Source organism: Leptospira andrefontaineae (assembly GCF_004770105.1).
GTDB classification, from domain to species: Bacteria; Spirochaetota; Leptospiria; order Leptospirales; family Leptospiraceae; genus Leptospira_B; species Leptospira_B andrefontaineae.
This window is the reverse complement of record NZ_RQEY01000015.1, coordinates 139,585-165,285: the sequence shown is the minus strand read 5'-3', so window position 1 is coordinate 165,285 and position 25,701 is coordinate 139,585. Positions and strand designations below refer to the sequence as shown.

At 40.0% G+C, this 25,701-nt stretch carries 22 protein-coding genes; 8 read left to right on the top strand and 14 right to left on the bottom strand.

Features of this window, described 5'->3' with window-relative positions:
* Positions 1-34 precede the first annotated feature (34 nt).
* The gene (locus EHO65_RS09775) at positions 35-2,521 is read left to right on the top strand and encodes an ATP-binding protein (RefSeq protein WP_135773913.1); all 2,487 of its coding nucleotides are present in this window, start codon (positions 35-37) and stop codon (positions 2,519-2,521) included.
* A 232-nt stretch (positions 2,522-2,753) separates the two neighbouring features.
* On the opposite strand, the gene EHO65_RS09770 is transcribed toward EHO65_RS09775, so the two are convergent.
* Genes EHO65_RS09770 through EHO65_RS09755 form a run of 4 tightly spaced genes read right to left on the bottom strand, consistent with a single transcriptional unit; the run spans position 2,754 to position 5,429 of the window.
* The gene (locus EHO65_RS09770; protein WP_100721849.1) at positions 2,754-3,044 is read right to left on the bottom strand and encodes an HNH endonuclease; all 291 of its coding nucleotides are present in this window, start codon (positions 3,042-3,044) and stop codon (positions 2,754-2,756) included.
* 3 nt (positions 3,045-3,047) lie between these two features.
* The gene (locus EHO65_RS09765; protein ID WP_135773912.1) at positions 3,048-4,034 is read right to left on the bottom strand and encodes a type I phosphomannose isomerase catalytic subunit; all 987 of its coding nucleotides are present in this window, start codon (positions 4,032-4,034) and stop codon (positions 3,048-3,050) included.
* 6 nt (positions 4,035-4,040) lie between these two features.
* Positions 4,041-4,709, bottom strand: coding sequence for a J domain-containing protein (locus EHO65_RS09760; RefSeq protein ID WP_135773911.1), 669 nt, complete (start codon positions 4,707-4,709; stop codon positions 4,041-4,043).
* A gap of 27 nt (positions 4,710-4,736) precedes the next feature.
* Entirely contained in the window at positions 4,737-5,429 is a 693-nt protein-coding gene (locus EHO65_RS09755) for an LIC_12936 family protein (RefSeq protein WP_135773910.1), read from the bottom strand.
* Positions 5,430-5,546: 117 nt separating this feature from the next.
* Between EHO65_RS09755 and EHO65_RS09750 the strand changes: the two genes are divergently transcribed.
* Entirely contained in the window at positions 5,547-5,879 is a 333-nt protein-coding gene (locus tag EHO65_RS09750; protein ID WP_008595407.1) for an STAS domain-containing protein, read from the top strand.
* Between the two features lie 3 nt (positions 5,880-5,882).
* Here the strand turns inward: EHO65_RS09750 and EHO65_RS09745 are convergent, their stop codons facing one another.
* Positions 5,883-6,506, bottom strand: a complete 624-nt coding sequence (locus tag EHO65_RS09745; protein WP_135773909.1) for an LIC10729 family protein — start codon at positions 6,504-6,506, stop codon at positions 5,883-5,885.
* A gap of 35 nt (positions 6,507-6,541) precedes the next feature.
* Between EHO65_RS09745 and EHO65_RS09740 the strand changes: the two genes are divergently transcribed.
* The gene (locus EHO65_RS09740; protein WP_135773908.1) at positions 6,542-7,474 is read left to right on the top strand and encodes a bifunctional riboflavin kinase/FAD synthetase; all 933 of its coding nucleotides are present in this window, start codon (positions 6,542-6,544) and stop codon (positions 7,472-7,474) included.
* 43 nt (positions 7,475-7,517) lie between these two features.
* Here EHO65_RS09740 and EHO65_RS09735 read toward each other — a convergent pair whose 3' ends face one another.
* Positions 7,518-8,075 carry a hypothetical protein gene (locus EHO65_RS09735; RefSeq protein ID WP_135773907.1) on the bottom strand — a complete coding sequence of 186 codons (558 nt, stop codon included), beginning with the start codon at positions 8,073-8,075 and terminating at the stop codon, positions 7,518-7,520.
* 219 nt (positions 8,076-8,294) lie between these two features.
* Between EHO65_RS09735 and EHO65_RS09730 the strand changes: the two genes are divergently transcribed.
* Positions 8,295-10,037, top strand: coding sequence for a SpoIIE family protein phosphatase (locus EHO65_RS09730; protein WP_135773948.1), 1,743 nt, complete (start codon positions 8,295-8,297; stop codon positions 10,035-10,037).
* Positions 10,034-11,824: a SpoIIE family protein phosphatase gene (locus EHO65_RS09725; protein ID WP_135773906.1), complete on the top strand. Its 1,791-nt coding sequence runs from the start codon at positions 10,034-10,036 to the stop codon at positions 11,822-11,824. The genes EHO65_RS09730 and EHO65_RS09725 overlap by 4 nt, the downstream gene beginning before the upstream one ends.
* Before the next feature lie 22 nt (positions 11,825-11,846).
* Here the strand turns inward: EHO65_RS09725 and EHO65_RS09720 are convergent, their stop codons facing one another.
* The 8 genes from EHO65_RS09720 to EHO65_RS09685 form a co-directional block, all read right to left on the bottom strand.
* Entirely contained in the window at positions 11,847-12,815 is a 969-nt protein-coding gene (locus EHO65_RS09720) for a hypothetical protein (protein WP_135773905.1), read from the bottom strand.
* Between the two features lie 30 nt (positions 12,816-12,845).
* A complete protein-coding gene (fliD, locus tag EHO65_RS09715; RefSeq protein WP_135773904.1) occupies positions 12,846-14,789 on the bottom strand; it encodes a flagellar filament capping protein FliD in 1,944 nt (647 codons plus the stop codon).
* Between the two features lie 71 nt (positions 14,790-14,860).
* Entirely contained in the window at positions 14,861-16,621 is a 1,761-nt protein-coding gene (locus tag EHO65_RS09710) for an acyl-CoA dehydrogenase family protein (protein ID WP_135773903.1), read from the bottom strand.
* A 161-nt stretch (positions 16,622-16,782) separates the two neighbouring features.
* Positions 16,783-17,190 carry a response regulator gene (locus EHO65_RS09705; protein WP_135773902.1) on the bottom strand — a complete coding sequence of 136 codons (408 nt, stop codon included), beginning with the start codon at positions 17,188-17,190 and terminating at the stop codon, positions 16,783-16,785.
* Positions 17,180-20,689: a PAS domain-containing protein gene (locus EHO65_RS09700; RefSeq protein WP_135773901.1), complete on the bottom strand. Its 3,510-nt coding sequence runs from the start codon at positions 20,687-20,689 to the stop codon at positions 17,180-17,182. Before EHO65_RS09700 ends, EHO65_RS09705 begins: the two co-directional genes overlap by 11 nt.
* A 164-nt stretch (positions 20,690-20,853) precedes the next feature.
* Positions 20,854-21,651, bottom strand: coding sequence for a hypothetical protein (locus EHO65_RS09695; RefSeq protein ID WP_135773900.1), 798 nt, complete (start codon positions 21,649-21,651; stop codon positions 20,854-20,856).
* Between the two features lie 41 nt (positions 21,652-21,692).
* Positions 21,693-22,013 carry an SH3 domain-containing protein gene (locus EHO65_RS09690; protein WP_135773899.1) on the bottom strand — a complete coding sequence of 107 codons (321 nt, stop codon included), beginning with the start codon at positions 22,011-22,013 and terminating at the stop codon, positions 21,693-21,695.
* Between the two features lie 16 nt (positions 22,014-22,029).
* Positions 22,030-22,539 (bottom strand): DinB family protein, encoded by a 510-nt coding sequence (locus EHO65_RS09685; protein ID WP_135773898.1) that lies wholly within the window; start codon positions 22,537-22,539, stop codon positions 22,030-22,032.
* 115 nt (positions 22,540-22,654) lie between these two features.
* Here EHO65_RS09685 and EHO65_RS09680 point away from each other — a divergent pair, with 115 nt between their 5' ends.
* From EHO65_RS09680 to ppk1, 3 genes are all read left to right on the top strand, one after another.
* Positions 22,655-22,975 (top strand): hypothetical protein, encoded by a 321-nt coding sequence (locus EHO65_RS09680; RefSeq protein ID WP_135773897.1) that lies wholly within the window; start codon positions 22,655-22,657, stop codon positions 22,973-22,975.
* A 45-nt stretch (positions 22,976-23,020) separates the two neighbouring features.
* Positions 23,021-23,458 carry an LIC13259/LIC11441 family protein gene (locus tag EHO65_RS09675; protein WP_135773896.1) on the top strand — a complete coding sequence of 146 codons (438 nt, stop codon included), beginning with the start codon at positions 23,021-23,023 and terminating at the stop codon, positions 23,456-23,458.
* Between the two features lie 124 nt (positions 23,459-23,582).
* Entirely contained in the window at positions 23,583-25,700 is a 2,118-nt protein-coding gene (ppk1, locus tag EHO65_RS09670) for a polyphosphate kinase 1 (RefSeq protein ID WP_244243495.1), read from the top strand.
* The last annotated feature ends 1 nt before the right edge of the window (position 25,701 follow it).

The window sequence follows — 25,701 nt, the reverse complement described above, 5'->3', positions numbered from 1 at the left end:
AATACGTCGTTTATAGGATGAAATTCCGTCATTTATGCATTCGAATCGCGTAATTTTCCCAATTTTTATTCTCTGCCTTCTACTCTCTTGGAATTGCGGAAGGACAGATTATGATTTGGGGGAAATTCGAGAAGGTAAACTAGACGCAAAAACTTGGGATCCGAGTAAAACCATTCTTTCTCTGAGAGGGGATTGGGAATTAGTTCCTGGAAAATTTTTGGCATCAGAACCTGAGCCAGGGCAAATCCAAGAGGCAATTTACGCACCCATTCCTCAGGTTTGGAATGAACTTACAAAAGACGGAAAACTTCTATTCCCAAATGGAAAAGGTTTCGGGACTTACTCACTCCATTTACAACTTCCTGAAAATTCGCCCGAGTTGATGTTAAAAGTTCCGGATCTAGGAACATCGTATTCTATTTATGCGGATGGAAAACTTTTAGAAACTATAGGTAAGGTAGGAAAGACCCCGGAGACCTCGGTCCCCTTCCTTCAAACTTCAATAGTCCTTCTTCCCCAAAATCTAAAAAGATTGGATTTTGAGATCTCTAATTTCGCTCATATAAACGGCGGTCTTTGGTTTACTCCTGAGATCGGAATACCTTCTCTTATATTAAAAAAGCTGCATGCAAGTCAAGCTGTAGATATTGCAAGCTCTGCTGCTGTTTTGGTCCTTGCGATCTACCAAATCATGGCTTTCATAAGAACTAGAGAAGAAAAAAGCCAATTGTACTTCGCATTATTTTCCTTAGCTTCAGTATTCAGATTTTTTCTAACTGGGAACAGACTGTTCAATTATGTATTTCCTGAAGTCCCTTGGGAGATCAGTTATAGGCTGGAATATCTGAGTACTTATATTCTATGTTCAGGATTTTTGTCCTATTCCGCCACTGCATTTAAAGAGGATTTTCATCCGAAAACGGAAAGGATCTCGCTAATTACAATGTTATTCTTCACAATTCCTACATTGGTATTGCCTGCAGAATATTATGCGAGATTACTTTTTCCTTTCCAGTTTACGATCCTTATAGGCGGAGCATATACACTATTGGGTTGTGTTAGAGCCGTTTTTCATGCAAGACCAGGTTCCAGATTTTTCTTAGTAGGGATCTCTTTTATAATCATTGCTGGCATAAACGATATTCTATCCTCAAACTATGTATTAAATAATCATTATATATTAGCTCCTGCTATCTTTTTGTTCATATTCTTTCATAGTTTAGGTTTTTCATTCTCCTTTTCCAGGGTTTTGAGGACTTCTATGGAAGCGGAGAAGGGATTACAAATTGCCAACGAAAGTTTGAACGAACTCAAAACGGAACTGGAAAACAAAGTAGAATCCAGAACCGTTCAACTAACCGCTGCAAAAGAAAAAGCGGAGTGGGAAGCAAAATACAGATATGACTTCTTGGCGATCATGAGCCATGAGATCCGCACTCCTTTAAACGGACTTTTGGGGACTTCTAACCTTCTTTCCGAAACTCCTTTGACCCAAGAGCAGAAAGAGTATGCCGAGATCATACAGGCATCCGGAGAGAATCTTCTGCACTTAGTGAACCAATTATTAGATCTTTCTAAAATAGAAAATCATCGTTTCGTTTTGGAGATCCTACCTTTCGATCCATTTGCGGTTTTGCAAAGAGCTGCAAGATTAGTAAAAGCCAGAGCGGAAGAAAAAAGGGTCCTTGTAGATATCTCTTATCCAGAACATCATCCTGGTATCTTCTTGGGAGATGAAGGAAGGATCCAACAAGTTCTCTTAAACCTATTGAGTAACGCGATCAAATTCACTGGCTCCGGCGGAAAGGTTTGCCTTGGAGTTCGTTTTTATGGAGAAGACCTTTTCTCAAGAGTTCTAGAATTCTGGGTAGAAGACGACGGAGTAGGCATTGCAGAAGAACAAGCCGCAGTATTATTCGAACCGTTCGTACAAGCAGACTCTTCTGTTGCTAGAAAATTCGGTGGAAGCGGACTCGGCCTAACTATCTCCAAAAAGTTAGTAGAACTTATGGGGGGAAGTATCCGGATCACAAGTTCTCCAGGAAAAGGATCCAAATTTTCATTCTTACTCCCCTTCCCTCAGGAAGAACCCGAAAAACAAGAATTGGAAGAAGAGGCAGCTCCACCTATTGTTCTACCTCCTCTCAAAATTTTACTCGTAGAAGACCAAGAGTTTTCCAGAAGAGTTGCATTCGATATTCTCACTAAACTCGGGATGAAAGTTCATTCTTTAGGGATGGGAAAAGACGCAATCAATCAATTGGACAGAGAAACTTACGAGATCATACTCTTAGATATTGATCTTCCGGATATTAGCGGTGTGGAAGTTTCCAAAAGGATTAAGGAAACATTCGCTCATCCGCCTTACATAGTGGCCTGGACTGCTCATGCTTTACCGGGTTCGGAAGAATTTTTCAAAAGTTCAGGATTTGATTCTTATCTCAAAAAACCTTCTCTCAAAAGGGATTGGATTTTATTCTTAGAAAGATATGTGCAGAGTAGACCAAAACCTGCGGACTAATTCATTCAAAATGCGTACTATAATATCCTTTATTTTTATCTTATTGTTCCTGCTTGGATCCTCCAATTGTAATTCCGGAGGAAAACAGGATTGTGGAAGGTCGACTCCAAGCGATAAAAAAACTGCAGAGATATTACAGGCTGGTTGTTTAACAAATCAGAATAATCAGAATGTCTGCGATCTATATTTGTTAGAAGCAGTATACCACGCACATTGCTGGTAAAACAAAAGATCAGAATTCTTCGAAAGGAAGTTTATTCTTTTTTGAATTATTGCAGTCTTTGCAAGCAGGAACCAGATTTGCTTTGATAGACTTCCCACCCTTTGCCAAAGGGATCAGGTGATCCATTGTGAGTTCGTCAGGTGGAAATTTTTTCCCACAGTAATGACAGATCCCATCCGCTTTCTTTTTTCTCCACCAAGGAGTTTTGCGTAATTCTTTTGCGATCTGTCTTTGTTTTTTGATCTCGGATTCGCTTACCCAAAGAAGCGGCTCTTCCGAATATTCTCCCGGACCGTTCATGACTTAAGAGTATTGGATCCAATCTGAACCAGGACCGGACCAGGCCAAACGTAAGAAAGAAGATTTAGATTCGCATATCACTCCTTCTTTTATCCCGGATGCAGTGACTAAAACAGTATCTCCTGTTTTTAGATCCAGATCTTCCAATTTACATTCTCCGCTTAATACCATCAAAACATGAAATACCGGCTCGGATGAAAAAGAAGGTAGTGAAAATTTCTTAGTAGAATCAATTTCTAAAATTTCCATTCTGAACTTATCATTTGCAGTCAGAACGGAACGAGTAAATTCGAAAGAATCGATTTTTTTGGGACTCAATATATCCTTAGGATCTGCAGAAGAAAAATCCAAAACATCCAATGCTTTTTTAAGATGTAACTCTCTTGGTCTTCCGTAATCATATACTCTGTAAGTGGAATCAGAAGATTGTTGGACTTCCATCAACAGAATTCCACCGCCGATTGCATGAATTCTTCCCGGGTTGAGAAGAAAAGAATCCAGTTCTTTTACTTCTACTTCGTTTAGAATTTCTTCTACTCGGTTTGTTTGTACATACTCGGAAAATTCTTCTTTATTTGTTTGTTTAGAAAATCCGCAAACTAGTTTGGAACCTTTGTCTGCTTGCAAAACTGTCCAAGCTTCTTTTTTGCCTGCACTTTCAGGATCAAACTTCTCCGCATATGCGTCATCAGGATGCACTTGTACGGATAATTTTTCTTTTGCATCGATCAATTTGATCAATAAGGGAAAACTCTGTCCTTGAAAAGGTTTTCCAAGCACTGACTCACAATCGGAAGTGTATACTTCTCTAAAAGTTTTTCCGGAACATTCTCCATTCGTAATTTTGGAAAGATCCGAGCCGTAATCCGAAATCTCCCAGGACTCTCCAATATCTCCCGAAGGAATATCTCGTCCCAATACGGTTTCCAATTTTCTACCGCCCCAGACTTTTTCCTTATAAATGGGCTCGAATTTTAAAACCTTCTGCATATATACCTATTTTTTTTGACCCTGCAAGAGTTCAATTTTAACTTTTAAGATACGCTTCTTGAAATGAGTAAATACATCGGGGCGAAACCCGGATAGATCCAAGGTATAGATCCTGCCTGGGACCAAGCTACCCGGTTCGGGGCTCCATTTTAGATATCTATAACTTTTGTAACTCCCCTTTCCTCCGCAAGAAGCACAGTTCAGATCCGAACCTCTACATTCCGGACAAATGGATCTGACTACCAAAGGAATGGCTGCGAATATTCTACCCAATAACTCTTCCGGTTTGAGGCAGATACGAATATCATGATAGATACCTGTGTATTTTTTACGATCCCTACTTCTTATTCCGGCGCGAAGAAGGCCCCTTCTTGCAAATTCGACCGCTTGGGTAGCGAATAAGATCCGAGAAGGTGGAATGAGATAAATTCCATTTTTTGCATGTTCTTGCCTTTTACGGATCTTAAATTCTTGGTCGAAACGAGAACGTTCTTCAGGTTTAGAAAGTATTTGATAGGATTCCAAAACTTTTAAGAACACTGGTTTGGAACCTGTGAGCCTATTATCAGGATGAAAAATTTTAGCGAGTTCTCTATATCTATGTTTGATAGATTCGGGGCTGGCACCGTAGCTCAGGCCTAGGACTCTATAATGGTCTGTCCAGGCCGAACTCATGGTAAAATTTTAGACTCTAAAAAAGATTTAACGATTCGAATTATATTCTTGGAAAGAACCACCGCTTTCCAATCCATCAAGCATGGTATCCACATCCTTTCGGTCTGCACGGATTGTTCCTTCCACATACTTGTCAATAGCTTGCACCACTTCTGCAAGATTGTCTCGGTAAGAACGGACAAACTTGACCCTTTGGTTCGGACTCCTGATATTTCCGAGACTATACACCTCTTCTTTCGTTCCGGCATCCGTTTTTCTTTTTACAACTAAAACAATGCTAGCGATATCGGAAGCCACAACCTTCTCGTTCTTCAATTCTCCAATCTCGTCATTGATTGGTCTGAGTTTGGTAACCAGTGATTTCCGGGTGATAAAGCGAACTCCATCTAACTTTAGAGAACCTTCTCCCCCTGAAACCCTTAAATAGAACTTTTTATCCACCAAAAACCTGTCACGAACCGGAAAATTAAAATTTTCCATCGCAGGAACAAATTGGAAATACTCATTATCAATAATTTTTTTCCTTCTATTAAGGAAAGGGAGCATATCCTCTATTCTTTTATGAAAGTCCTTGATGTCTTTGGTCAGTCCTTCTATATCACGGACCTGCATTGGTTCGTAAGGAAGTATTTTGATCTGACCGTCCTTCTCAAAGTCCTGGGAAAATATTTCCCAACTGAATAAGCAGATCAAAAGAAGTAAGATAGACGGTTTCTTCATTCGTATGAGTCCGGACGATTCCTATATTTAGTGTCGTCCATTCCGTCAAAAAGCCCGGATTTTTCCTAAAAATTCGTTGAATTCCGGCCGGATTCTACGAAAAGGGAAGGGACGGATATGGAAATCAGCATTAGAAAATCCAGCGAAACAAATATAATCAGCCTCTCCGGGAGCCTGGACATCTATACGTCCATAGATCTCAAAAACTTTTTTGAACAGAACATTGATCGAAATAACAATAACGTTGTGATCAACCTGGAAAAGTTAAACTATATCGATTCCTCTGGGATCGGGATGCTAATTAAACAACTGAATTATGTCCAAGAATTGAGCGGAAAATTTTTCATCGCGAACATGAAACCCGCGATCGAAAAAGTTTTCAAAGTGGCAGGATTGACTTCTTATTTCCAAACTCTTTCAGAGTCAGAGTTCACCAGCCAATTTCCCTGATCTTCAAGGATATTCCGGGGCGCTGTAAGACAAAAACACGTCCCAAACTCCCCAAAACCTACCTTTTTCTCCCGCCAGCGGTGTAAGATTCAAATTCAGTCTACCTTCTCTCAATTCGGATGGATCCACTGTGATATACACTGGAGGAGTTCCGGCATAGATAGATTTGGAGTATAAGTTTGCATCCGGGAAGCGGATTGTTCTTTTTAAGATTCCATTTGCAGAAATTCTAAGTTCTCTTTCCGGCAGAATTGCCGCGTTTTCCGTCTTAGAAAAGTGGGTTAGATCGAAATAAACGTAGATAATGTCTTTTCTATTCGAGTCTGCAATTAGTAGGATATCCAACCCAGTTTCGGGCACCATTCTACATTGGTTATCGAATAACCGACCGGTCCCGGCACCTGGAGCAGGATCTTTTCTGTCCGGAGCTAATTTCAGACCATTATGATAGGCCCAAATAGAAAGTTCCGGGAAAGTTTTATAATCCTCGGAAATATAGTTTTCTCCCCCCATCGGTTTGGAGAAATTCTCAAAATTTTTCGTTTTCCGATTTTCCTGACTGATCGGACCCTGTCCGGCAGCGGCAAGAATTAAGAATAAGAGAATTGCAATTCGGCGCCAGTCCATCTTTTTAGAATATCGACCGTCCTTTGGAGAGAAACTTGAAAATTCTTAGAAGTCTGGAGAACTTAAAAAGCAACCTAAAGACTTCCACAGTCGTAACTTTAGGGAATTTTGACGGGATCCATCTGGGCCACCAGGCTCTTTTAGAAAGAACCAAGGAAATTTCCCTGGAAAAAGGCCTCCCATCTTGTGTGGTTACTTATCATCCCAACCCTGCTTTGGTCTTAGGAAAAGACAAGGACCTAGGGGGGATCACCACCCAAGCAGATAAGGAAAATTTAATAGAATCTTACGGGATCGATTGGTTAGTCGTTGTCCCATTCACTTTGGAATTTGCCCAAATAGAGGCGGAAACCTTTCTAAAAGAGATCTTAATCAACCAACTCGGAGCAAAATCCATCCTGATCGGATTCAATCATTGTTTCGGAAAAGGAAGAAGAGGAGATTACGAACTTCTAAAACGGTATTCTCCCGAATATGGATACGATTTGGAAAAACTGGATCCTGTGTTTCTTGGCACCACAAAACTTTCTAGCTCCCATATTCGTTCCTTATTAAGAGAAGGTAAGGTACAAGAAGCGGAAGAATGCCTCGGGAGAGAATTCTCCGTCACTGGAACAGTTGTGCATGGTCACCAAAGAGGAAGAACGATTGGATTTCCTACTGCGAATGTGCAACCTCTTCCTGAACTGATTCTTCCCGGTGTTGGAGTTTATGCGGGAAGGACCGAAATAGAAGGTAAGACCTACCCTTCTATGATCAATATAGGAAATAATCCTACTTTTGGTGACCAGGCAGTCACTTTAGAAAGTCATATATTTGATTTTTCTGATGATATTTATGGGAAGAAGGTAAATGTTATATTTACCAAAAAGATCAGAGAAGAGATTAAATTTCCCGGAGTAGATGCTCTCATCTCCCAATTGAAAAAGGACGAAACTCTTTCCAGAAAAATACTTCAAGAAAGATAGTCGCTTCGCTCCTGAAATCGGCGAAGCCGATTATAACGTTTTCTTAAAGTTTGAATCCGCCGAATAAAGGAATTCCCTTTCTTCCCAAAAGGATCCCTTCCAAATCCTTGGGAGGAGTATAGCGTAGAATATTAGCAAATAGATGGGCAGGAATATGATCGGCCCAATTCGGCACGGATTGGAAAAACGAATCCCAATATAAGAAGCCGGATTCCTCGTCTTCTACCCAAATGATCTCTCTTCCGGCAAATTCTTCGAACCAAGACTTTAAAGAATTCAGTAAATTCGATTTATTTAAAATACTTATCCCTTTCGAAAAATCCAAAAGATATTTTGGAGGGTATTTTGTCTGGCAGGACTCGTTGGAACAGGTGATATACCTGACTTCTTCCAGGAATGCGGCCCAATCTCTCAGCCTTCCTCTGGATTTGTACCAAGGAGTTTTGCTGATTATCCCACATTCAGGGCAAATACATACCGGAGTTAGGGTAACTCCCTTCAGAGAAAGTATCGGAGCCTCTTTAGAAGGATAGGATATTGATTCTTGGATCAAATAATCGGAGCTAGGTTCCATGGTTCCTATCGAATCCAGTCCACTCATTCGATTTTCCTCTTAGGCCGCGACGGAGCGTTAGTCGCGTCAATCCTATATACAATGTCGTCTAACGCAATTCATTTTCTTAATAAACAAATCCTAATTTTCCTGGATTTTAAACTCTCTAAAAACCGCGTTTTTCCTGCCTAAAAAGGTCCGTCGCCAAGTCATTCGGGATTGATTCCGAATTAGGACCCGGTTAGGATGCCTCGACGCGTCGGGCCTATGAATTATTACCTTTTTCTGCCAATAAGCGCTCTAATCATAAATACTCTTCTTATTTCATATGTTTTTGCGAGAAGGTTCCGAAGCGCAGTCATCCGGGACTTTTTACGATTCGTCCTATTCTTAAATCTTTGGCTGGTTTCTTATATTTTATATTGGAGTATGCTTCCTCCGGAATGGATGACTCCAATTTTCAAACTTTCTTGTTTCACCTGGATCCCCGTTGGTCTCTTATTCTTAGAAACAGTACATAGATTTTTAAACATTCGTTCGACAATCCTTCTTCCATTCTTCCGTTTTTCCGTAGTGCTCACTATCTTCCTGACGGCTTCCACGGATTGGATTATCAAAGGTTCTATTTTATATGATTGGGGTTACGAATTAGAACCTGGGATTTTGTTCGTTCCTTTCAGTACGATTGCGGTCAGTGGCCCTGCGATCTGGGGATTGTATCTTCTTTTAAAAGAAAGATTCAGGACAAAACAAAGAAAGATCAGACAACAATTGAATTTTTGGATCTGGGGTACCACGATTGCACTTGGGATCAGTGCCTACACTGAATTATTCAATCTGGATGAACAAGGTAGATTTTTATTCGTTCCTTTAAGTCCTGCAGCGATCAGTATACAGGCATTTTTCATTTTTATCGCGATCACACGTTACGGATTTTTAAATATCAGTTTAGAAAGGATCGCAGTAGAATTATTCAGAGACATCCATGATGGGATCATTCTTACGAAGGAAAACCACGAGTTCTTTTTTGCAAACCAAGCCGCAATCGCGATCCTAGACGGCTCTCCATCCAGAGAAGGTTTATTCAAACCCGATTGGCATTTTGCAAATTATAGAGAAGAACAGGATCATATTCCTAGAGACTACCAATTATTAAACAATTCAGCATTACAATTCATCGAACTTACAGTTTCTGAGATCCGAATCACGGAGAATGAATCGGGAACCCTTTATCTTTTGCGAGACATCACGGAAAAAAAAGCGGCTCAAGAGAAAATCCACCAATTATACTCTCAAATTGTAAATGACTTAGAGATTGCTCGAGTCACTCAAGCTTCTATCATTACACAAAAATTTCCGGACAAAGGTTCTTATAGGATACATTCTTTTTTCCAGCCAATCGATAAAGTAGGCGGGGATATGTTAAGAGTGATCGAACATCCGGAAAGAGTAGATATACTATTTGCAGATGTTTCCGGTCATGGGATCGCCTCAGCAATGGTGGGCGGAATGCTTTCAATCGCATTCCAGATTGTTTCCGATAAAAAACTTTCTCCTAAGGAAAGTTTGTCCGAGATCCACGAAATGCTTTCTAAAGTAGTATTACACCATCATATCTCCGCAGTGTATGCGAGTTTTTATCCGAAAGAAAATAGAGTTCGATTCTCTTACGCAGGACATCATCCTATGCTTGTTTTTAGAGGAGGCAAAATTCACCCATTGGAAGGAGAAGGTAGGATCTTACTCGCAGTTAAGGAATTACATCTAAACGATTATCATTTCGATCTACAAACTTCCGATAGATTATTATTTTATTCCGACGGTTTATATGAAGTTAAGAATAATGTGGGAGAAATTTTCGGTTATGAAGAATTCTTAAACTGGATCCAAGGAATGGCAGACAGAGACACTCGCTCTTTGTTAGAAGCAGCTCATAGAAAAGCATTAGAATTCGGAAATGGAAAACATAATGATGATTTGGCGATGTTGGCCTTGGAGATCGGACCATGAACCCATATCTGATCCTTCCATTATTCGCGTTATTTATCAATCTATGGTTATTCACTTATGTTTTAGCATTAAAAGGAAAACATAAAGTAGTTCATTTATATCTTTTATATTCGGGAGCTTTAAGTATCTGGATCATCTCCATCGTTCTGTATTGGTCCTTTTTACCAATCCACTGGATGACTTGGATCTTTAAGATCAGTTCTATTTCTTGGTTATTAGTCGGCCCTTTATTTTTAGAGTTCGTATTTGCATTCTTATCAAAAAACCCCAATATAGTTTTGTATCTTTTGAGAGGATTAGCGCTCGCAATCTTTCCTATCACATTAACGACGGATTGGATCATAGCAGGAGTAGAAAGAAAATACTGGGGAGACATGCTTATCCAAGGTCCTCTTTACGTATATGGGATCAATTTACTCACAGTTTCCCCTCCTGTTTATGCCATCTTTCTTTTAATTTTTGAATCCAGGAAAGAAGAGATCGGATTCAGAAAACAATGTTATCTTTTGGCATTCGGAACTTTCCTTTCTTCCGTGCTCGGATTTTTGACCACAGTTCTTCCAAGGATACTATCCAAAGGAGATCTAAATTATCCCCCTTTGAGCGGAAGTGTAACTGTAATCCAATCCGCATGCGTATTCATCGCTATCGCAAAGTATGGATTTTTAGAGATCCGATTGGAAAAGATAGCTCTCCAATTATATGCAAAACTTAGAGAAGGTGTGATCTTATTATCGGCTTCCGATGACTTGCTCTACTGGAACGAAAGTGCAAAAGAAATGTTAGGTTTTCCTAAAATAGCCGCCACCCCGGAAAAATTGGATCTTGGAAAATTTTTAGAAGGATTTACGAGAAGGCCATTCTCCAGAATGGACTTCAAAAGAAAATTTTCGGAAACAAAACAAATCTCTTCGGAAGAAGATATACTCCCTTCCTCCGATTCGGTTTATTTAGAAGTTTCCAAATCGGAAATCCCAATCTCAGGAAGAGATCTAGGCAAAGTATATGTACTCAGAGACATTACCGAAAAAAAAGAAGCATCTGAAAGGATCAATATGCTCTATTCCAGGGTGATCCGAGACCTGGATATCGCAAGAGAAGTTCAAAATACGATTACTACCAGAGATTTTCCTTCTTCCGATAAATTTAAGATATTCTCCTATTTCCGCCCTTATGATCGAGTCGGGGGAGACGTTCTGAATTGTTCCGAAAGTGCAGATGGAAGTTTGGAGATATTATTCGCGGATGTCTCCGGGCATGGAATTTCATCTGCGATGGTGGCCGCAATGGCATCCATCTCGTTCAATGTATTCTCCAGAAAAGGAAATAAACCGAAAGAAGGTTTATTATTCACGAATGATCTACTTTCTTCCGTGGTGACGCAACATTTTATCTCTGCGGTCTTTCTTAGATACGATCCGAACACAAGAATATTAGAATATAGTTATGCAGGTCATCATGCGGGGCTTCTTCTTAGAAATGAAGAAACCTTGGATTTACAAGGGAAAGGAGGAGTTCTACTTGCTGTTGGAACTCCTATCTTGGAGGATTTTCAGATACAATTAAAACCTGGAGACAGGGTTTTATTGTATTCCGACGGTTTATTCGAGGTCAGGGGATCTAAAGGGATTCCGATGGGCAATTCAACACTGGTAGAAGCGGTAAAAAAACTTTCTTACCAAGATTCCGACAGTTTGATCCGCTCCTTAGTATCCTATTCGGAATCCTTCGGAGACGGTATCATGACAGACGATCTAACCTTATTCTGTTTAGAAATTACAGGTTAACGCCGGCCGATAGCTTATTTCACTATACTGCTAACGAATCAGCCTGCTCTTTTACTTTTTCCAAGAATGGAAGGAATTCATCCAGAACAGCAGGGATCTCATACTCAATAATATCTCCTGCACGAATGATATCTTTTTCTTCCAAAGCTAAAGCTACAGAAGCGAGTGTATCGTTTAAGTCGTTTGTTTTTTCTTCAAAAGTTCTTTCTGCGATCTGGATCTTGGAGAAGTCCATACCAGGAAGTTTTTGTCTCAAAGTAATAAACGAAGTCAGAAGAACATTGATCTGAGAAACAGATTGTGTAAGAAGATGTGTTGCCACTTCGTCCTTTCCGGCCTGATAACTTTCATTTACTTTTACGAAACTTTCTTTCAAAGCAGGAACAGCCTTGATGAAAGTATCTAAAATTTCTCTTAAAGTAGGAAGTTCCAGATCCAGAACGGAGGCCCTTGCCACCAGATCCATCACGAATAATTTCAGATCTCTCAGATATTCCAAAAATTCTTCGATTGCAGTTGTTCCATCTAGTTTAGAAGAATTGTTGTTCAGTGCATCGAGAATATCGCTTACTGTGGAACCGGTTCCCATCGGCTTGATCTGATCATATTTTAGTTTTAAAAGTTTACCTGCAGATTCCAAAAGACTACGGATCCATCCGATCCCGTCTGTTAGCTCTTTGGATTCTTTTTCAGTTAAAGAATCTCGACCAAGTAAAGTGGTTCCTACCTTATCTACATAAGAATCCAACTCGTGAAGAGAACTGATCAGAATATCAAGTTCTTCTCCCACAAAAAATTCCATCTTGGAGGAATTTGAAATGGAAGAATCACGCATTGTGTCCTGGGTAAATTCTTCCCCGTCCACAACACAGGATAATAGAAATTTACCGTTAGTTTCCACCCAACGACGTACCGCGTCGAAAACCTCTCCAAGGTTCTTTTCATTTTCAATGACGCTTTCCAATTTTTGCTCGTTTACGAATATTTCCACGGTGATTCCTCCGTTTATATTATAATTCCTTTATTTATCGTCTCCGCCCTGTCCCCTACTGAGATTATTATTCAGATAGGAACCGACGGCCTTGTTTCTACCCACACCCTGTTCCATATACAGGAACTTCTCTTTGAGTTTTTTTTCGTAACTCATTAGATGTGATTCGAAATTTTTGATCTTCTTGTTATTATCGGAGACTTGTTCTTCTAATAACTTGATCTTGCTTGTGACCAGTCCACCAGCGAACTGGGTATAAGGTTTCAGATGTTCCACCAGATTTACACCTACTCCGGTGTCCATTCTTGCATCAGAATTTGTATCTTGGGCGAATAAATGACGAACTGCGTCCGGATTTTCAGCGAGTTTTGCAGCAAGTTTAGCCTCGTCCAGAGCGAGAAAACCCTCTTGGATATCTGCCCATTTACTTCCCACTTCTCCTGTTGAAATTCCAACATCCGAAAGTGTTCTGATCTCGGAACTTGGATAGGCAGGAAAAGAAGAAGTAGTTACTGTTTTCATACCTGCGACCAAACGAATAACTGAGTTCTCACCGGCTAAAATACCTGTTTTAGTTTTTCCTTCCCAGAAGGATCTGGTAATATCCGGATCTTCTAATTTGGAATCGCTGACTCCGCCTTCCCTATTGACTGCGGTTGCGTCTTTGGAGTATTTAAGAACATTATTATATGCTTCTATAAATTCTTTGATCATTCGGATCCCTTTTGCAGAATCCACTTTAATGTCAACAGTCGCCGGACCACCTTCGCTCTTCTTGTTTAAATTAAGAAGAACTCCGTCCAAAACGTCAGTCAGGCCTTCGTTTTTAGGTCGGGTGATCTCTATTCCATCTACTAAAAATACAGCATCCTTAGCTTCTACGATTGTCTTTGCAGGTTTAGCACCGTTAAATTCAGCAGGAAGAACAAATCTGAAATTGGAGAATTCCTTCTCCTTTCCAGTTTGGTTGATTACAATTACCTTATGGATCTTCTTTCCATCCATATTGGATTTGAAAGTAACGCGTATCTTTCCTTCTTTATGATAGGCCTGCTCTAAAAATACTTTATCCTGCTCATCTTGATCATAGATCACACCTAGGGAGATGGTTTCTCCTTCTTCCAAAGGTTCGGAAAGAGTAGCTTCAATTCTTGCACCCTTCTTCCCTTCTTTTGCATCCACATGGAATTGGAATGCTTGTTTAGAACTTAATTTGATCTTAGAAGGTTCTTTTTTCTCAGGATCTGCTGCGATAAATGTAGGTTTAGCATTCGCAGTCATACCGTACTTATCCGGTTGGAATGGATTTGTCTGGCTTGCTTCCCAAGGAAGATAAAAAGACTGAGGTGGATCCTGAGGAAGCATTCCTCCTACAAGAGAAGCAGCCTTGAGAACTCCGTTCGGATCATCAAATTTCAATTGATTGTCTTTACCGGACTGAGAAGCGGCTAATGTTAAAACTGTTTTATCTTGGTCTACTTTTACGATGGTAGGTTGTACAATCCCTGCGGCGGCAGTACGGATTGTAAGATACAGATCTCGGATAGTTCCACCTTGGAATTCTATCTCCTTCTCTATCTCTCCTGAAAGTACTTTGAAAGTCCCAGCGGGTATCTTTCTTTCAGAATCGATAGGATCACCTGAGATCTGATGAAATGTAGCAAGTTCCTTCACTTCTATCTTACGCTTTCCGCTGCTGGCAGAACGTGCAGCATCCCCTGTGATCACACCTTCCGGATCGGAAACGATCGACTTGGTCGCAAATGGGGCAGTGAAAGAAATAATTTCTCTAGTTTTGTTTTGGAGGTCTGTAGTAAGAGTTTTCAGATCGGACCATGCTTTGACCTGAGCCTGATTAAAACCGTTTTGTCTTTCCAAACGGCGAATCGGCTTTGCTTCCAGCTCTACCAGTTTTTTTACGATTTGGTTCGTATCCTGGCCGGAACTCAGTCCCGGAATAGAGAATGCGGGCATAGTCCCCTCCTTCTAATTCCATCGACCGATTTCCTAAAAGTATAAGGGCAAAAAGCGCTTTTTTAACAGTTTTAAACCGCCTGTCTTGCGGAAACCTTCACTTTCAACTTAGCCTTTAGCCCTTCCATATAGCCAAGGCTGTCCAGATTGTATTCGTCCACATAAGAAAGTCGATCTGCTCTAAGCTCTTCAGGAATACGAAGTGTAGAACGATAGAATAATAAACCGGAAAGAAGTCTAGCGCTTCCCCAGACGATCTCGTCCGCAGCTTCTTCTCTCTCCTCAGAAGTAGCAAGATCCTTATACATAGCGACTGCCTCTTGGAAGCCGTCCCAAACATCGGAAAGAACCTTGGTCTCTTCCGTTGGAAAATGGGACCATTCACTATCTATATATTCCCTTAAGAAACCGTGGCCGCTCATACCGGTGACGATCCCACCAATACTCGCATTGACTTGGATTTGAGAAGTCCCGTCATAGATCGTTGTGATCCTGGAGTCCCTATAAATTCTGGAGACATCATAATCTTCCGTAAAACCTGCTCCTCCATGAAGTTGGACCGCGTCACCGGCGATCTTAACACAGGACTCCGAGCAATAAAACTTTGAAATTGGAGTGAGTATTCCGGCTAACTTTTCCCAATACTTCAGGACCACATCCGATTTTAGATCTCTTTCTGTGGCACCTTTTTCTTTCAGATGATCCCCTCTGAAATAATATAGATCCATTGCACGGGCGCCTTCTAACATGAGACAACGCATTGCCATAGTTTCTCTTTCCATTCTGCGAAGGATTTTTCTGACGGCAGGAATTGTTCCGATCGGTTTCCCGAATTGTATTCTTTCAGAAGTATATTTTTTAGTTTCGGCTAACGCTGCTTGTGCAATCCCAACTCCTTGTTGAGAAATTCCCATACGGGCTCCGTTCAACATTCCCATCGTATGTTTGATAAGCCCATGTCCTTCCTCACCGATCAAGATACCGGGAGTATTTTCTAAAACAATCTCACAAGTTGGAGAACAATGTAGTCCCATCTTCTTTTCGATCCCTGCAACTTGTACATCCTTAGATTGGACCAAGAAGAATGAAAGCCCTCTTGCACCACTTCCAGGATTACCGGTCCTAGCCAAAAGAAGGAGGATCGCAGGAATTTCACCGGTACCGCAGCCTTGGGTGATAAATCTTTTAGTTCCGTTTAATAAATAAGTATTTCCTTCTTTATGAGTCGCTTTAGTACGAAGCCCCGGTAGATCGGAACCATGATCAGGCTCCGTGAGTCCCATAGCGCAGGCAAATTCCCCCGCAGCCAAACGAGGCAACCATTCGTCTTTTAATTCTTCACTTCCGTTCTTTTCTACAATCTCCGCTAAGTTCACACAACCAATGGAGATACAAACGGATGCATCCACTCTATATAATATTTCACTAAAGAATGCGCGAACAGTCCAAGGAACTCCTAATCCGCCGTATTTTCTGGAAAAACCTGTGGGCTGTAATCCTGCATCTCTTGCTTTTCTAACGATCTCTAAAAGTTTTTCCGGAAACGTAACTTTTCCATTCTCAAATTTTACTCCGACTTTGTCCAGTTCAGCAACATACGGAGCGATCTCTTTACCCGCAAACTCCCCTACGGAATCCAATAACGTTTTATAATATTCTAATGCTTCTTCATGGGAAGAAGGAGCGGCAGCAAATCTTTCGTCTCCTGCTTTATATTTTGCGGCATCAGTAAATCCGCCTTCATAGGAATCCACAATTTCCTTCCAATTGATTATATGATCGAAATGTAACCTAAGGTCGGATACATCGTTAAAGTAGTTGTTTTGCAGCATGATCGGAAGATTCCTTTAAGAGATAATAAAGTATCTTCTTACAAAAGGAAAGGTCAATTCGTTTTCAAGATGGAAACATCCGAACGAACTGGTGTTAGTTTGAAGGGCAAAATAATAAAATAGATTAAGTGTTTTCTGAGGAGATTTTCGTAACGTTCGCTCTAATTCAAATTACAACAAACTCGAACAGCATCCATTAGTTTGTTCACATCCCAAGGTTTTGGGATCACTGTATAAGTCCCTGCTTCTTTTTTAACCCTGTCCACCGCAGCGGCATCTACATGCCCAGTGATCAAAATAGATCGGATCTTAGGATACTTTTGGTGAACTAAAATTAAGAACTCATCTCCCTTTATCCCCGGCATCAACCAATCGGAAAGGATCAAGATCACATTCACACCGGCGCCAACTAGATCATCTATAACTTCCATAGCTTCCTCTGCATTTAAAGCAGTCTCGTACTGGAATAAATTTCCAAGCTGCTTCTTTAATTCCTTTTGCAAGGTAATTAAAATGATCGCCTCATCATCCACGCAAAGGATCGCATTCTGTGATCTTTCAGTTTCCAATAGATTCCTCTTTTTTACGGTTTGCCGGTTTCAGCCAAACTTCGAACCTAGTGCGTCCAGGCTCACTCTCAAACTCTATTTTTCCGCCCATTTTCTCTATGATCTTTTTGCAAATGTCTAGACCTAGACCGATACCTTCTCCAGGATTTTTTGTAGTGAAGAATGGGTCGAAAATTTTGTCTTGGATCTCTTTCGAAATTCCGGAACCGGAATCGGTGAAAGAAACTATAATCCAAGATTCTCTTTTCTCTATCGAAATTTCGATTTTACCTTTATAGTTCATGGCCTGCAATCCATTATTTAATAGATTGATCCACACTTGATTTAGCTTATCAGGGTCTCCCAAACAAAGTTCATTAGTCCGGTAATGTGTAACTACTTCTACCCCGTATTTGATCTTATTATGATATAGGGCGATGATTGTTTCCAATTCAACTTCAATATCGACAGGGACGAGCTCCTCATCTCCGTTATGCGTTCCAGGGTTCAGATAATTTTTCAGAGCATCGACTACATAAGAAGCCTTTCCTGTAGCTATTGAGATCACATTACTAAATCTTACAATAGAAGCTATAGAAGAAACCGCTCCCAATATTTTCAGGGAATTTTCGGTCTTCAAAAGATCCGGAAGTTTTTCACCCAATCTATGGATCCCTAATTCTAAGATCATATTTACCGCATTCTCAGGATCCGGAACGGAAGCCTCTTTGAATACCCTTACGAGTTCTCTTCTTAAAGAACGATTCGGCAAGATCTCGGCTTGGGAAATTTCCTTTAAACTTTCATCTAACAGGAACTTGAAATCTTCTACTTCTGATTTACTTAAAGAAAGAAGAAGGTCGGGTATTTCCTTAATCTCTTCGTATAAAATATCTAAAATCGCACGATTTGAGGAAACGATCGCACCAAGAGGAGTATTTAACTCGTGAGTCATCCCCGCAGCAAGCTGGCCTAATGCGGCCAATTTTTCGGAAAGAAGAAGTTGGCTTTGTGTTTCATTCAGCTCTTTGGACATCTTCTTTTGGTATTCCAAAGATTCTTTCAGATCTTCATTCGTTCTTTTTAATTCTTCAGTTCTCTGATCGATCTTTTTCTCCAGATTCGCATTCAGATCCAGAATCGTTTCTTCAGCTTCCTTACTCTTAGTAATATCATTGGAAATACCGAAGATCTGAGTTGGAATTCCTTCCTGATCCCTTTTATAGATCAATTCCCTGGAAACGAACCATCGCCATTTCTTATCCCTATGATGCATTCTATATTGATGTTCAATCACATCCCTATCTAACGCGTTTAGATATTTCGGGATAATATTGGTTAAATAAACCTGAAAATCATCAGGATGCATAAGTGATCTCAAAAGAGAATCCCCCATGGCTTGGATCTCTTCTACAGAATATCCCAATAACCTTTCTACACCAATATTGCTGTATACGTTCTTTTTGTTAGCTATATCGTAAATATATAATATATCCGGACTTATATCCAGAATGGATTCGATAAATCTGTTTCTTTCTAAAAACTTCTCTTCGAAATTTTTGCGTTCAGTGATGTCCACCATCACTCCGCGTAGCCATTTTTCCTTATTTCCCTCGGCGATCACTTTCACCATATCTCTCAGCCAAATGACAGTTCCGTCTTTTTTTAAGAACCTATATTCAAAATCGTGAGCTTCTAATCTCCCAGTACAGGCTACGCAATAATTTACGGCATAATCTCTATCTTCCGGATGGATATGATCCGCCCAGAAACCTGGCGTTTTCCAATCTTCAATTGAATATCCGAGCAGATCGACCGCCTGCTTACTCACAAACGTGAAATTAAAAGTGACTGCATCCGCTTCCCAAACAACACCTGGGGTTGTATCCACAAGATCTCTGTATTGTTCCTGGCTGGCCTTGGTTTTCTGGAAAGCTTCTTGTAACTGCTCCGCCATATGATTAAAAGAAAATGCAAGTATGCCAATCTCTTCTAATTTACTAGAAGGAACCCTTTGGGAGAAATCCCCTTCCGCCATCGCCCTAGTCGCTCTGGAAATATTACGAATTGGTGATGTAACAATTCCTGCAAGAAATGCCGCAATCAAAAGAGAAAGAGTGAGAGCAACGGCGAATACTTTTGCGGATTCACTATTCCCGATCTGTACACCTTCAAGATAGTAAGAAGCAGGCATTGCAGTGATCACTATCCAATCGTATTTTCCGGTATTATCCCTGTACGGAGTAACCTGAGTAAGCCAAGTCTCTCTGGAAACAGGTTTGGCAGTTACAATATCAAATCTAAACTGAAATACCGATCTAACCGAATACAGATCTCCATAATCTTTCAGAACGGAAAGAATGGAATTTCGTATTACCGGATCCTCACTTTCTCTTGCAAGTCCCGAATTGCTAAAACGGAAATCTGAAGAAGCAATTACCTTGTTTTCTCGATCTACAATAAAAGCCCTGCCAAGCCTCGCTATATTCGTGTTTTTTAATAGAAGAGAGATCTCTTCCGGCTTTTTCTGAGTAGAGCGAGCGAGATGATCATCCAGCCTAAGATTAATATTCTCCGAAATCTCTTGGTGTAATCGGGAAGCAAGTTTACCTGATGCGGCTTCCGAACTTTTCAAAGTCAGATACGCAGTTGCAGCCACCATAATCAGAACTAAAAGAATGAATGGAGTGACCAAGAACATCCGGATCGGAAGTCCTTGTCCCAAAGGAATTCCGTCTTTTCCGAACTTTTCTTCCTGCCAGTACCATTCTTTATAACTTAAGATCAGTTCTCTGGTATGGCCTGGAATTTCGGCCCAAAATAATCCGTATTTTTTAGCAATGGGTAGTACGACCAACATCGCAAAAGGAGCAACGACCCAGGTCACTCCGGTAGTAAAGAATAAGGCAGGGGTGATATTATGGTAAGAGATCTCTGGAGTGAATTGTTCCGAACAGATATATCCCCAGAGTTGAGGTTCTATACTCATGAAGATAATTACGAAAATAGAATATAATCCCCAGGTTTTCAGTTTTTTGAAATCGGGATCTCTTCCAATCAACTGGTACGCTACCCAGAAGCAGGAAGGGTTGATAAAATAACCTAAAAGCCAATCGAATAAAAAATCAGGAGGAACACCTTCTATCAGATCCGAAAGCCCATACGCAAAAGGAACTGCGAGAAGTGCAGGATAACCGAATAAAAGGATACAAAGAAAAACAGTTAGGTCTTTTAAGGACTCGAATGTCTGAGCCCCTGGAACCAAAACAATAAAGGAACCTATATAACCTGTGATAAAAATGAAAACGAAAGTGAATGGGATACTTAAAAAAGCCTGAGTATCCCAACTTTGTTTTTGCCTACCAAAACCGAATTTGCCTCCGGGTTTAAAAGTAAAACCTCCGTAGGCACAGATCATTAAAAATATCCCGACTATATAGCCAAATCTTCCCCAGATATCCAGGAAGGACAAAGGGAGGGAGGCGAATAATTCTTCAAACCAGTAGACGATCAAATTCACGGAAGGTTTTTCCTACAAAATTCCCCTTCGGCCCGAGAGAATTTTGGAGTGCCGGAAAATTTCACATCTTACCTAAAGAAAGTCAATCCGGTTTAATAAAAATTGAATAAATTATAAACTTAAAGAATGCAAAAACCGTGCTTAAGGGATAAAATTAAGTTCTCTTAAGAATGTGTATGATTATGAAGATGGTTCTCGCAATATTCCTTATCTTCACAATCTACACAATAACGGAATTCCAATAGAGGATCCGTAGCCTCAGTCGTTCCACATACATAACATTTATGAATTGTGAATACTTCGGCCTGTTTGGCTTTCCAATTGGAAGTTTTGCGTTCCCGGATCTTGGTTCCTAAGATGTCCCTTCCGAAAAATAAAAGTAAGCTGGAGAATCCGAAAAATAATCCTGCCCAAGGTAGGATAGAGTTGAACATTCTCATCTCATCCCCTCTTTCCCAGAAAAGATAAATAAATAAAGCGATCCCGATCCATTTCATTCGAATAGGTATGATGAAAAATTCCAAATTAGGCATACGGATCGCAAGAGCTAATAAAAGACAATCATAGATCATCTTAGTTTCTACAAACAATGGGTAATAGAGAGAGAGAACTCCGCCGACTGTAATGAAGAACATTAAAGAAAACAAAAATAGATTAAATCGAAGAGAACCCATATCCTCTTCTAAAATTTTACCCACAGAAAAAACAAGATAGGTGTAGAAGGCCAAAAATATCCAAGGCATATAAGTTCCGGCTTGGATCTCGGCGGGAGAAAGTAGATGAAAAACAAATAATCCTGCATTCCACCATCTTCCGCCATCAAGCATGTCCGGAGTTAATACACCGATCTTAGGATCGATCAATAAGGAGAATAAACTCACGAAGAACGTAATCGCAGCAAAATAACCGGACGCATTTTGGAATGAAATAATATCTATAAATTGGTTTCTTAATCTTCTCAATGGAATTCCTTAAGTCAGGAGAATATTCAAAAAATATAAAGTTATTTGACGTTAATAAATTCTAAAAATCCGCCAAACACGTATCCTTCTTTTTTCTTCCACTTCACTTTGACCCAACGGCCTTGTTTGCCATCCTGGATCTCTATTTCTCCAGTCTCACCGAAAGTTTCGACTACGTCACCATCCGGGACCAAATCTATTTTTTTAGCTTCTATATTAGGAGAAATCCTCAAACGAAGACCTCCTCCCGCATGGACTTTCATGACCTTCTCTATTTTACGAGGCTCTACCTTTTCTACCGAGGCACAATTCCAAACCGAAATAGAGATGAATATCAAAAAGAATGCAAAGATCTGTTTCATTTGTTTACCGAATAAATTATTTTGATTTTGGATAAAAAGGATTCCAAGGAATATCCGTGACTCCGTAATCCAGTCCGCTCTGTAATAATGCAGTAGAGATTTGGCTGCGATGATGGGTCTGATGATTGAAAAAATGAGTGATCAAAAGCCAGATCGGCAATGTAATCTCCTTTTTGTACATGTAACTGTAAAACTTCAGATCCTTTGTCAGCCACTCTGAGGTAATGATTTTTACCCATTCCGAAATCGTCGAATCTAATTCAGTCCTAAGTTTTTCGAGTTCTGTCAGATTGGAAAATTGCATCTCTTGGAAATCCAATTTTTGGATGGGCCTAGAATGAAATCTATCCAACCAGGAAAGATCCATCATGATGATATGATTCCATGTCTTTGCCATCGAACCAAAGAATAATTTTTTATCTTCTTCCAATTCACCTGGTTTCAATTTTTCAGAAACATTTAGTAAGGATTTGTTTTGCCAACGATTGTATTCTGCCATAGCGACACAGTATTCTGGATCAATCATGCTGAAATTTTGAGCAATGATCCGATTAGGTCAATACATATTAAAATTTGAAAACATTCTGGTTACTTCAAAAGAAAATGGAAACCCTTCTCTTAGATCTATGGTCCAAATTTAAATGTTTGCTCGGGCCTTCATTGGACTAGTTGTATTCTGTTTTTCGTTCGCAGTTTCTGTTAACGGAACGGTGACTTCTTTTCTCGGGACAAAACATTCTAAACAAAGTTTTCAATTAGAACTTTCCCATTCTGTTCTTTCTACCTTAGTCGCCTTAGAAAAAGAGTCCGAAAGAATAGAAAGCAAGGATACATCCGCTTATTGGAAAAGTTTAGGTTTATTCGCGCGTTCCGCATCTACACTTTCTTTTTATGATTCGGAAGCGCCCTTACATATTTCAGCCTTCGATTCCAATTTATACACGATCCGACTTATTATTTAGAAAATTCTCCGCATATATTTAATTTTTATAATATAGGAGAATTTTATGCGCAACGTATTCGCATATATAGCCGCGGCCTCCGTGGTTTCAGTTTCCGCTCCGATAGCTGCGGAATCGTCCGAGTTGAGATTATTCCAAAGACTTACAGTATTTCATGAACAATTACTTTCTGGTAATGATAAAAGAACAAATCCGAAAGGACTCTCCGGTATGATCCGTAGAGCCAAAGAAAGTTCATTCGAAGAAAGGATCAAATATGCTAAGTCATTGACCTTTGCAGAATTATTGGAAAAGGCAGGCTCAAGAGAAGAGCAAGAATTCTTATATTCGGAATTATGTTCTTCCTTAAAAGAAATAGCACCCAAGTTTGAATTCTATTCTTTTATCTGTCCCAAAACTGGAAAGGTTTGGATCTCTAAATCTCAAGATATTCAAAATCCTTATCTGGTAGATGAAAGAAAAGTAGGAAAACTGATAGTTTAACAAAATCAAATAGGAGCGGTTTATCTGAGGATCTTCCGCTTCCTTGGCCCTGAAAAGCAGACTTGACTCTCGACCCGTCCATTTTAAACCAGAAGAAAGTAGGACTAAATCAGTGGCCCAAAAGATCAAATCTCCCGAAACCCAAACCTTAGGAAGTGGAGGAAATGGAAACAAGGGACCGATCCATATCGGTAACTCCGATATCTTTTTTGATCGAGAACTTTCCTGGGTGGATTTTAACAAACGGGTTTTAGAAGAAGCCAACGATCCTGAAAATCCTCTTCTCGAACGTCTGAAATTTTTATGTATCACTGAATCAAATTTGGACGAGTTCTATATGGTTCGAGTCGCAGGTTTGCGAAATATATTAGCCGAAGGGAACGACGAAAAAAGTCTGAACGGCCAAAGGGCTTCTGAGATCTTAACCGACTTATCCAATAAGGTAAGAAGTTTCGTAAATGTTCAATACGAAACATTGAACCAAACCCTGGAACAGATGAAAGAGAATGGGATCCATCTCATCTTAAATCCTGATGAATTAAATAAAAATGAAATAGAAGATATCAAACATTATTATAAAGAAGATGTTTCTCCGATCTTAACTCCACTTTCTATAGATCCGTCTCACCCATTTCCTCATATACTTAATAAATCCTTAAACTTAGCGATCGTTCTCACTGCGGACGATGAAAAAACAGGACTTAAAAAAGATCTGTTCGCGGTAGTGCAAGTGCCATCCGTATTACCAAGGTTCTTACAACTCAAGGGAGAAGGTAAGACTAGAAGATTTTTCCCTCTGGAAGAGATCATCAAGCTGCATGTGGATGACTTATTCTATGGAATGACGGTAAAAGAAGTATATCCTTTCCGGATCTTAAGGGACGCAGACATCTCCATAGACGAAGAAGCTTCCGTAAAAGACCTACTCATCACTATGAAAAAAGAGATCCGGAACCGTATCTGGGGAGACGCGGTCAGGATGGACATTTACGAAGGGACTTCTTCTTTCGTACGAAATACTTTAAAAGAACTCATGGAACTGCAAGACCATGAAATTTTCGATGTATCCTCTATATTAAATATTAGTGATACAATGTATTTTTACGGTTTGGAGCATACTTCCAAGTTCAAATATACATTCTTCCAACAGAAGACCACTCTCAAATTCGAATCTCCTGAGAAAATTTTCGACGCTATCAAAAAGAAAGATAGATTATTGCATCACCCTTACCAATCTTTCGGCGCAATCGAAGATCTACTTAGGATTTCCAGCGAGGACCCGAAAGTTCTTGGGATCAAGATGACCTTATATCGGACAAGTGGGGATTCGCCTATTATCCAATATTTAGGACAGGCCGCAGAAAACGGAAAACAGGTCACAGTACTTGTAGAGTTAAAAGCAAGGTTCGACGAAGAACGAAATATCAAATGGGCCCAGAAATTGGAAGAAAGAGGGGTTCACGTAGTATATGGAGTAGTAGGACTCAAGATCCATAGTAAGATGCTTCTAATCGTAAGAAGAGAGGAAGAACATCTAGTACGTTATGTACATCTTGGGACCGGAAATTATAACTCCACAACCAGTAAATATTATACCGACCTAAGTTTTTTCACAGTAAACAAAGATATTACCGAAGATGTTTCTACAATCTTTAATACGATCACCAGTTATGCTAAGATGCCATACTTGAACAAGCTGGCTGCTTCTCCGCATAATCTAAAGACCGTCTTTTTAGCTCTAATCGAAAAAGAGACCGAAAATGCAAAAGCAGGAAAACCTGCACGTATCATTTTCAAAATGAACAGCTTAGTTGATCCTCATATTATATTAGCAATGTATAATGCTAGTCGAGCTGGAGTGATCATTGAGCTGATTATCAGAGGGATCTGTTGTTTAAAACCTGGCCTCCCTGGAATCTCGGAAAATATTACAGTGATATCCATCGTAGGTAGATTTTTAGAGCATACACGTATCTATTATTTCCTTTCAGGCGGAGAAGAAAGTATTTTCCTCGCTTCTGCGGACTGTATGCCTAGAAACTTCGAAAGAAGGATCGAGGTATTATTTCCTATATTAGATGCGAAGAATAAGGATAGGATCAAAAAGATCTTAGATGTTCAGATCAGGGATAATGTAAAAGCCAGACTACTTTCTTCGGATGGGATCTATCGTAAAAGAGAAAGAGTGGAAGGCGAGAAGCCTGTGGATAGCCAGATCGAAAGAATGAACTTCACGGAATAAA

Bases quoted from the DNA above. Each gene is read 5' to 3' on its own strand.
- EHO65_RS09730 (WP_135773948.1), top strand. From the start codon at position 8,295: ATGAATTATTACCTTTTTCTGCCAATAAGCGCTCTAATCATAAATACT.
- EHO65_RS09725 (WP_135773906.1), top strand. From the start codon at position 10,034: ATGAACCCATATCTGATCCTTCCATTATTCGCGTTATTTATCAATCTA.
- EHO65_RS09775 (WP_135773913.1), top strand. From the start codon at position 35: ATGCATTCGAATCGCGTAATTTTCCCAATTTTTATTCTCTGCCTTCTA.
- EHO65_RS09690 (WP_135773899.1), bottom strand. From the start codon at position 22,013: ATGAAACAGATCTTTGCATTCTTTTTGATATTCATCTCTATTTCGGTT.
- EHO65_RS09770 (WP_100721849.1), bottom strand. From the start codon at position 3,044: ATGAACGGTCCGGGAGAATATTCGGAAGAGCCGCTTCTTTGGGTAAGC.
- fliD (WP_135773904.1), bottom strand. From the start codon at position 14,789: ATGCCCGCATTCTCTATTCCGGGACTGAGTTCCGGCCAGGATACGAAC.
- EHO65_RS09735 (WP_135773907.1), bottom strand. From the start codon at position 8,075: ATGAGTGGACTGGATTCGATAGGAACCATGGAACCTAGCTCCGATTAT.
- EHO65_RS09685 (WP_135773898.1), bottom strand. From the start codon at position 22,539: ATGATTGATCCAGAATACTGTGTCGCTATGGCAGAATACAATCGTTGG.
- EHO65_RS09750 (WP_008595407.1), top strand. From the start codon at position 5,547: ATGGAAATCAGCATTAGAAAATCCAGCGAAACAAATATAATCAGCCTC.
- EHO65_RS09760 (WP_135773911.1), bottom strand. From the start codon at position 4,709: ATGAGTTCGGCCTGGACAGACCATTATAGAGTCCTAGGCCTGAGCTAC.
- EHO65_RS09755 (WP_135773910.1), bottom strand. From the start codon at position 5,429: ATGAAGAAACCGTCTATCTTACTTCTTTTGATCTGCTTATTCAGTTGG.
- EHO65_RS09710 (WP_135773903.1), bottom strand. From the start codon at position 16,621: ATGCTGCAAAACAACTACTTTAACGATGTATCCGACCTTAGGTTACAT.
- EHO65_RS09765 (WP_135773912.1), bottom strand. From the start codon at position 4,034: ATGCAGAAGGTTTTAAAATTCGAGCCCATTTATAAGGAAAAAGTCTGG.
- EHO65_RS09745 (WP_135773909.1), bottom strand. From the start codon at position 6,506: ATGGACTGGCGCCGAATTGCAATTCTCTTATTCTTAATTCTTGCCGCT.
- EHO65_RS09680 (WP_135773897.1), top strand. From the start codon at position 22,655: ATGTTTGCTCGGGCCTTCATTGGACTAGTTGTATTCTGTTTTTCGTTC.
- EHO65_RS09675 (WP_135773896.1), top strand. From the start codon at position 23,021: ATGCGCAACGTATTCGCATATATAGCCGCGGCCTCCGTGGTTTCAGTT.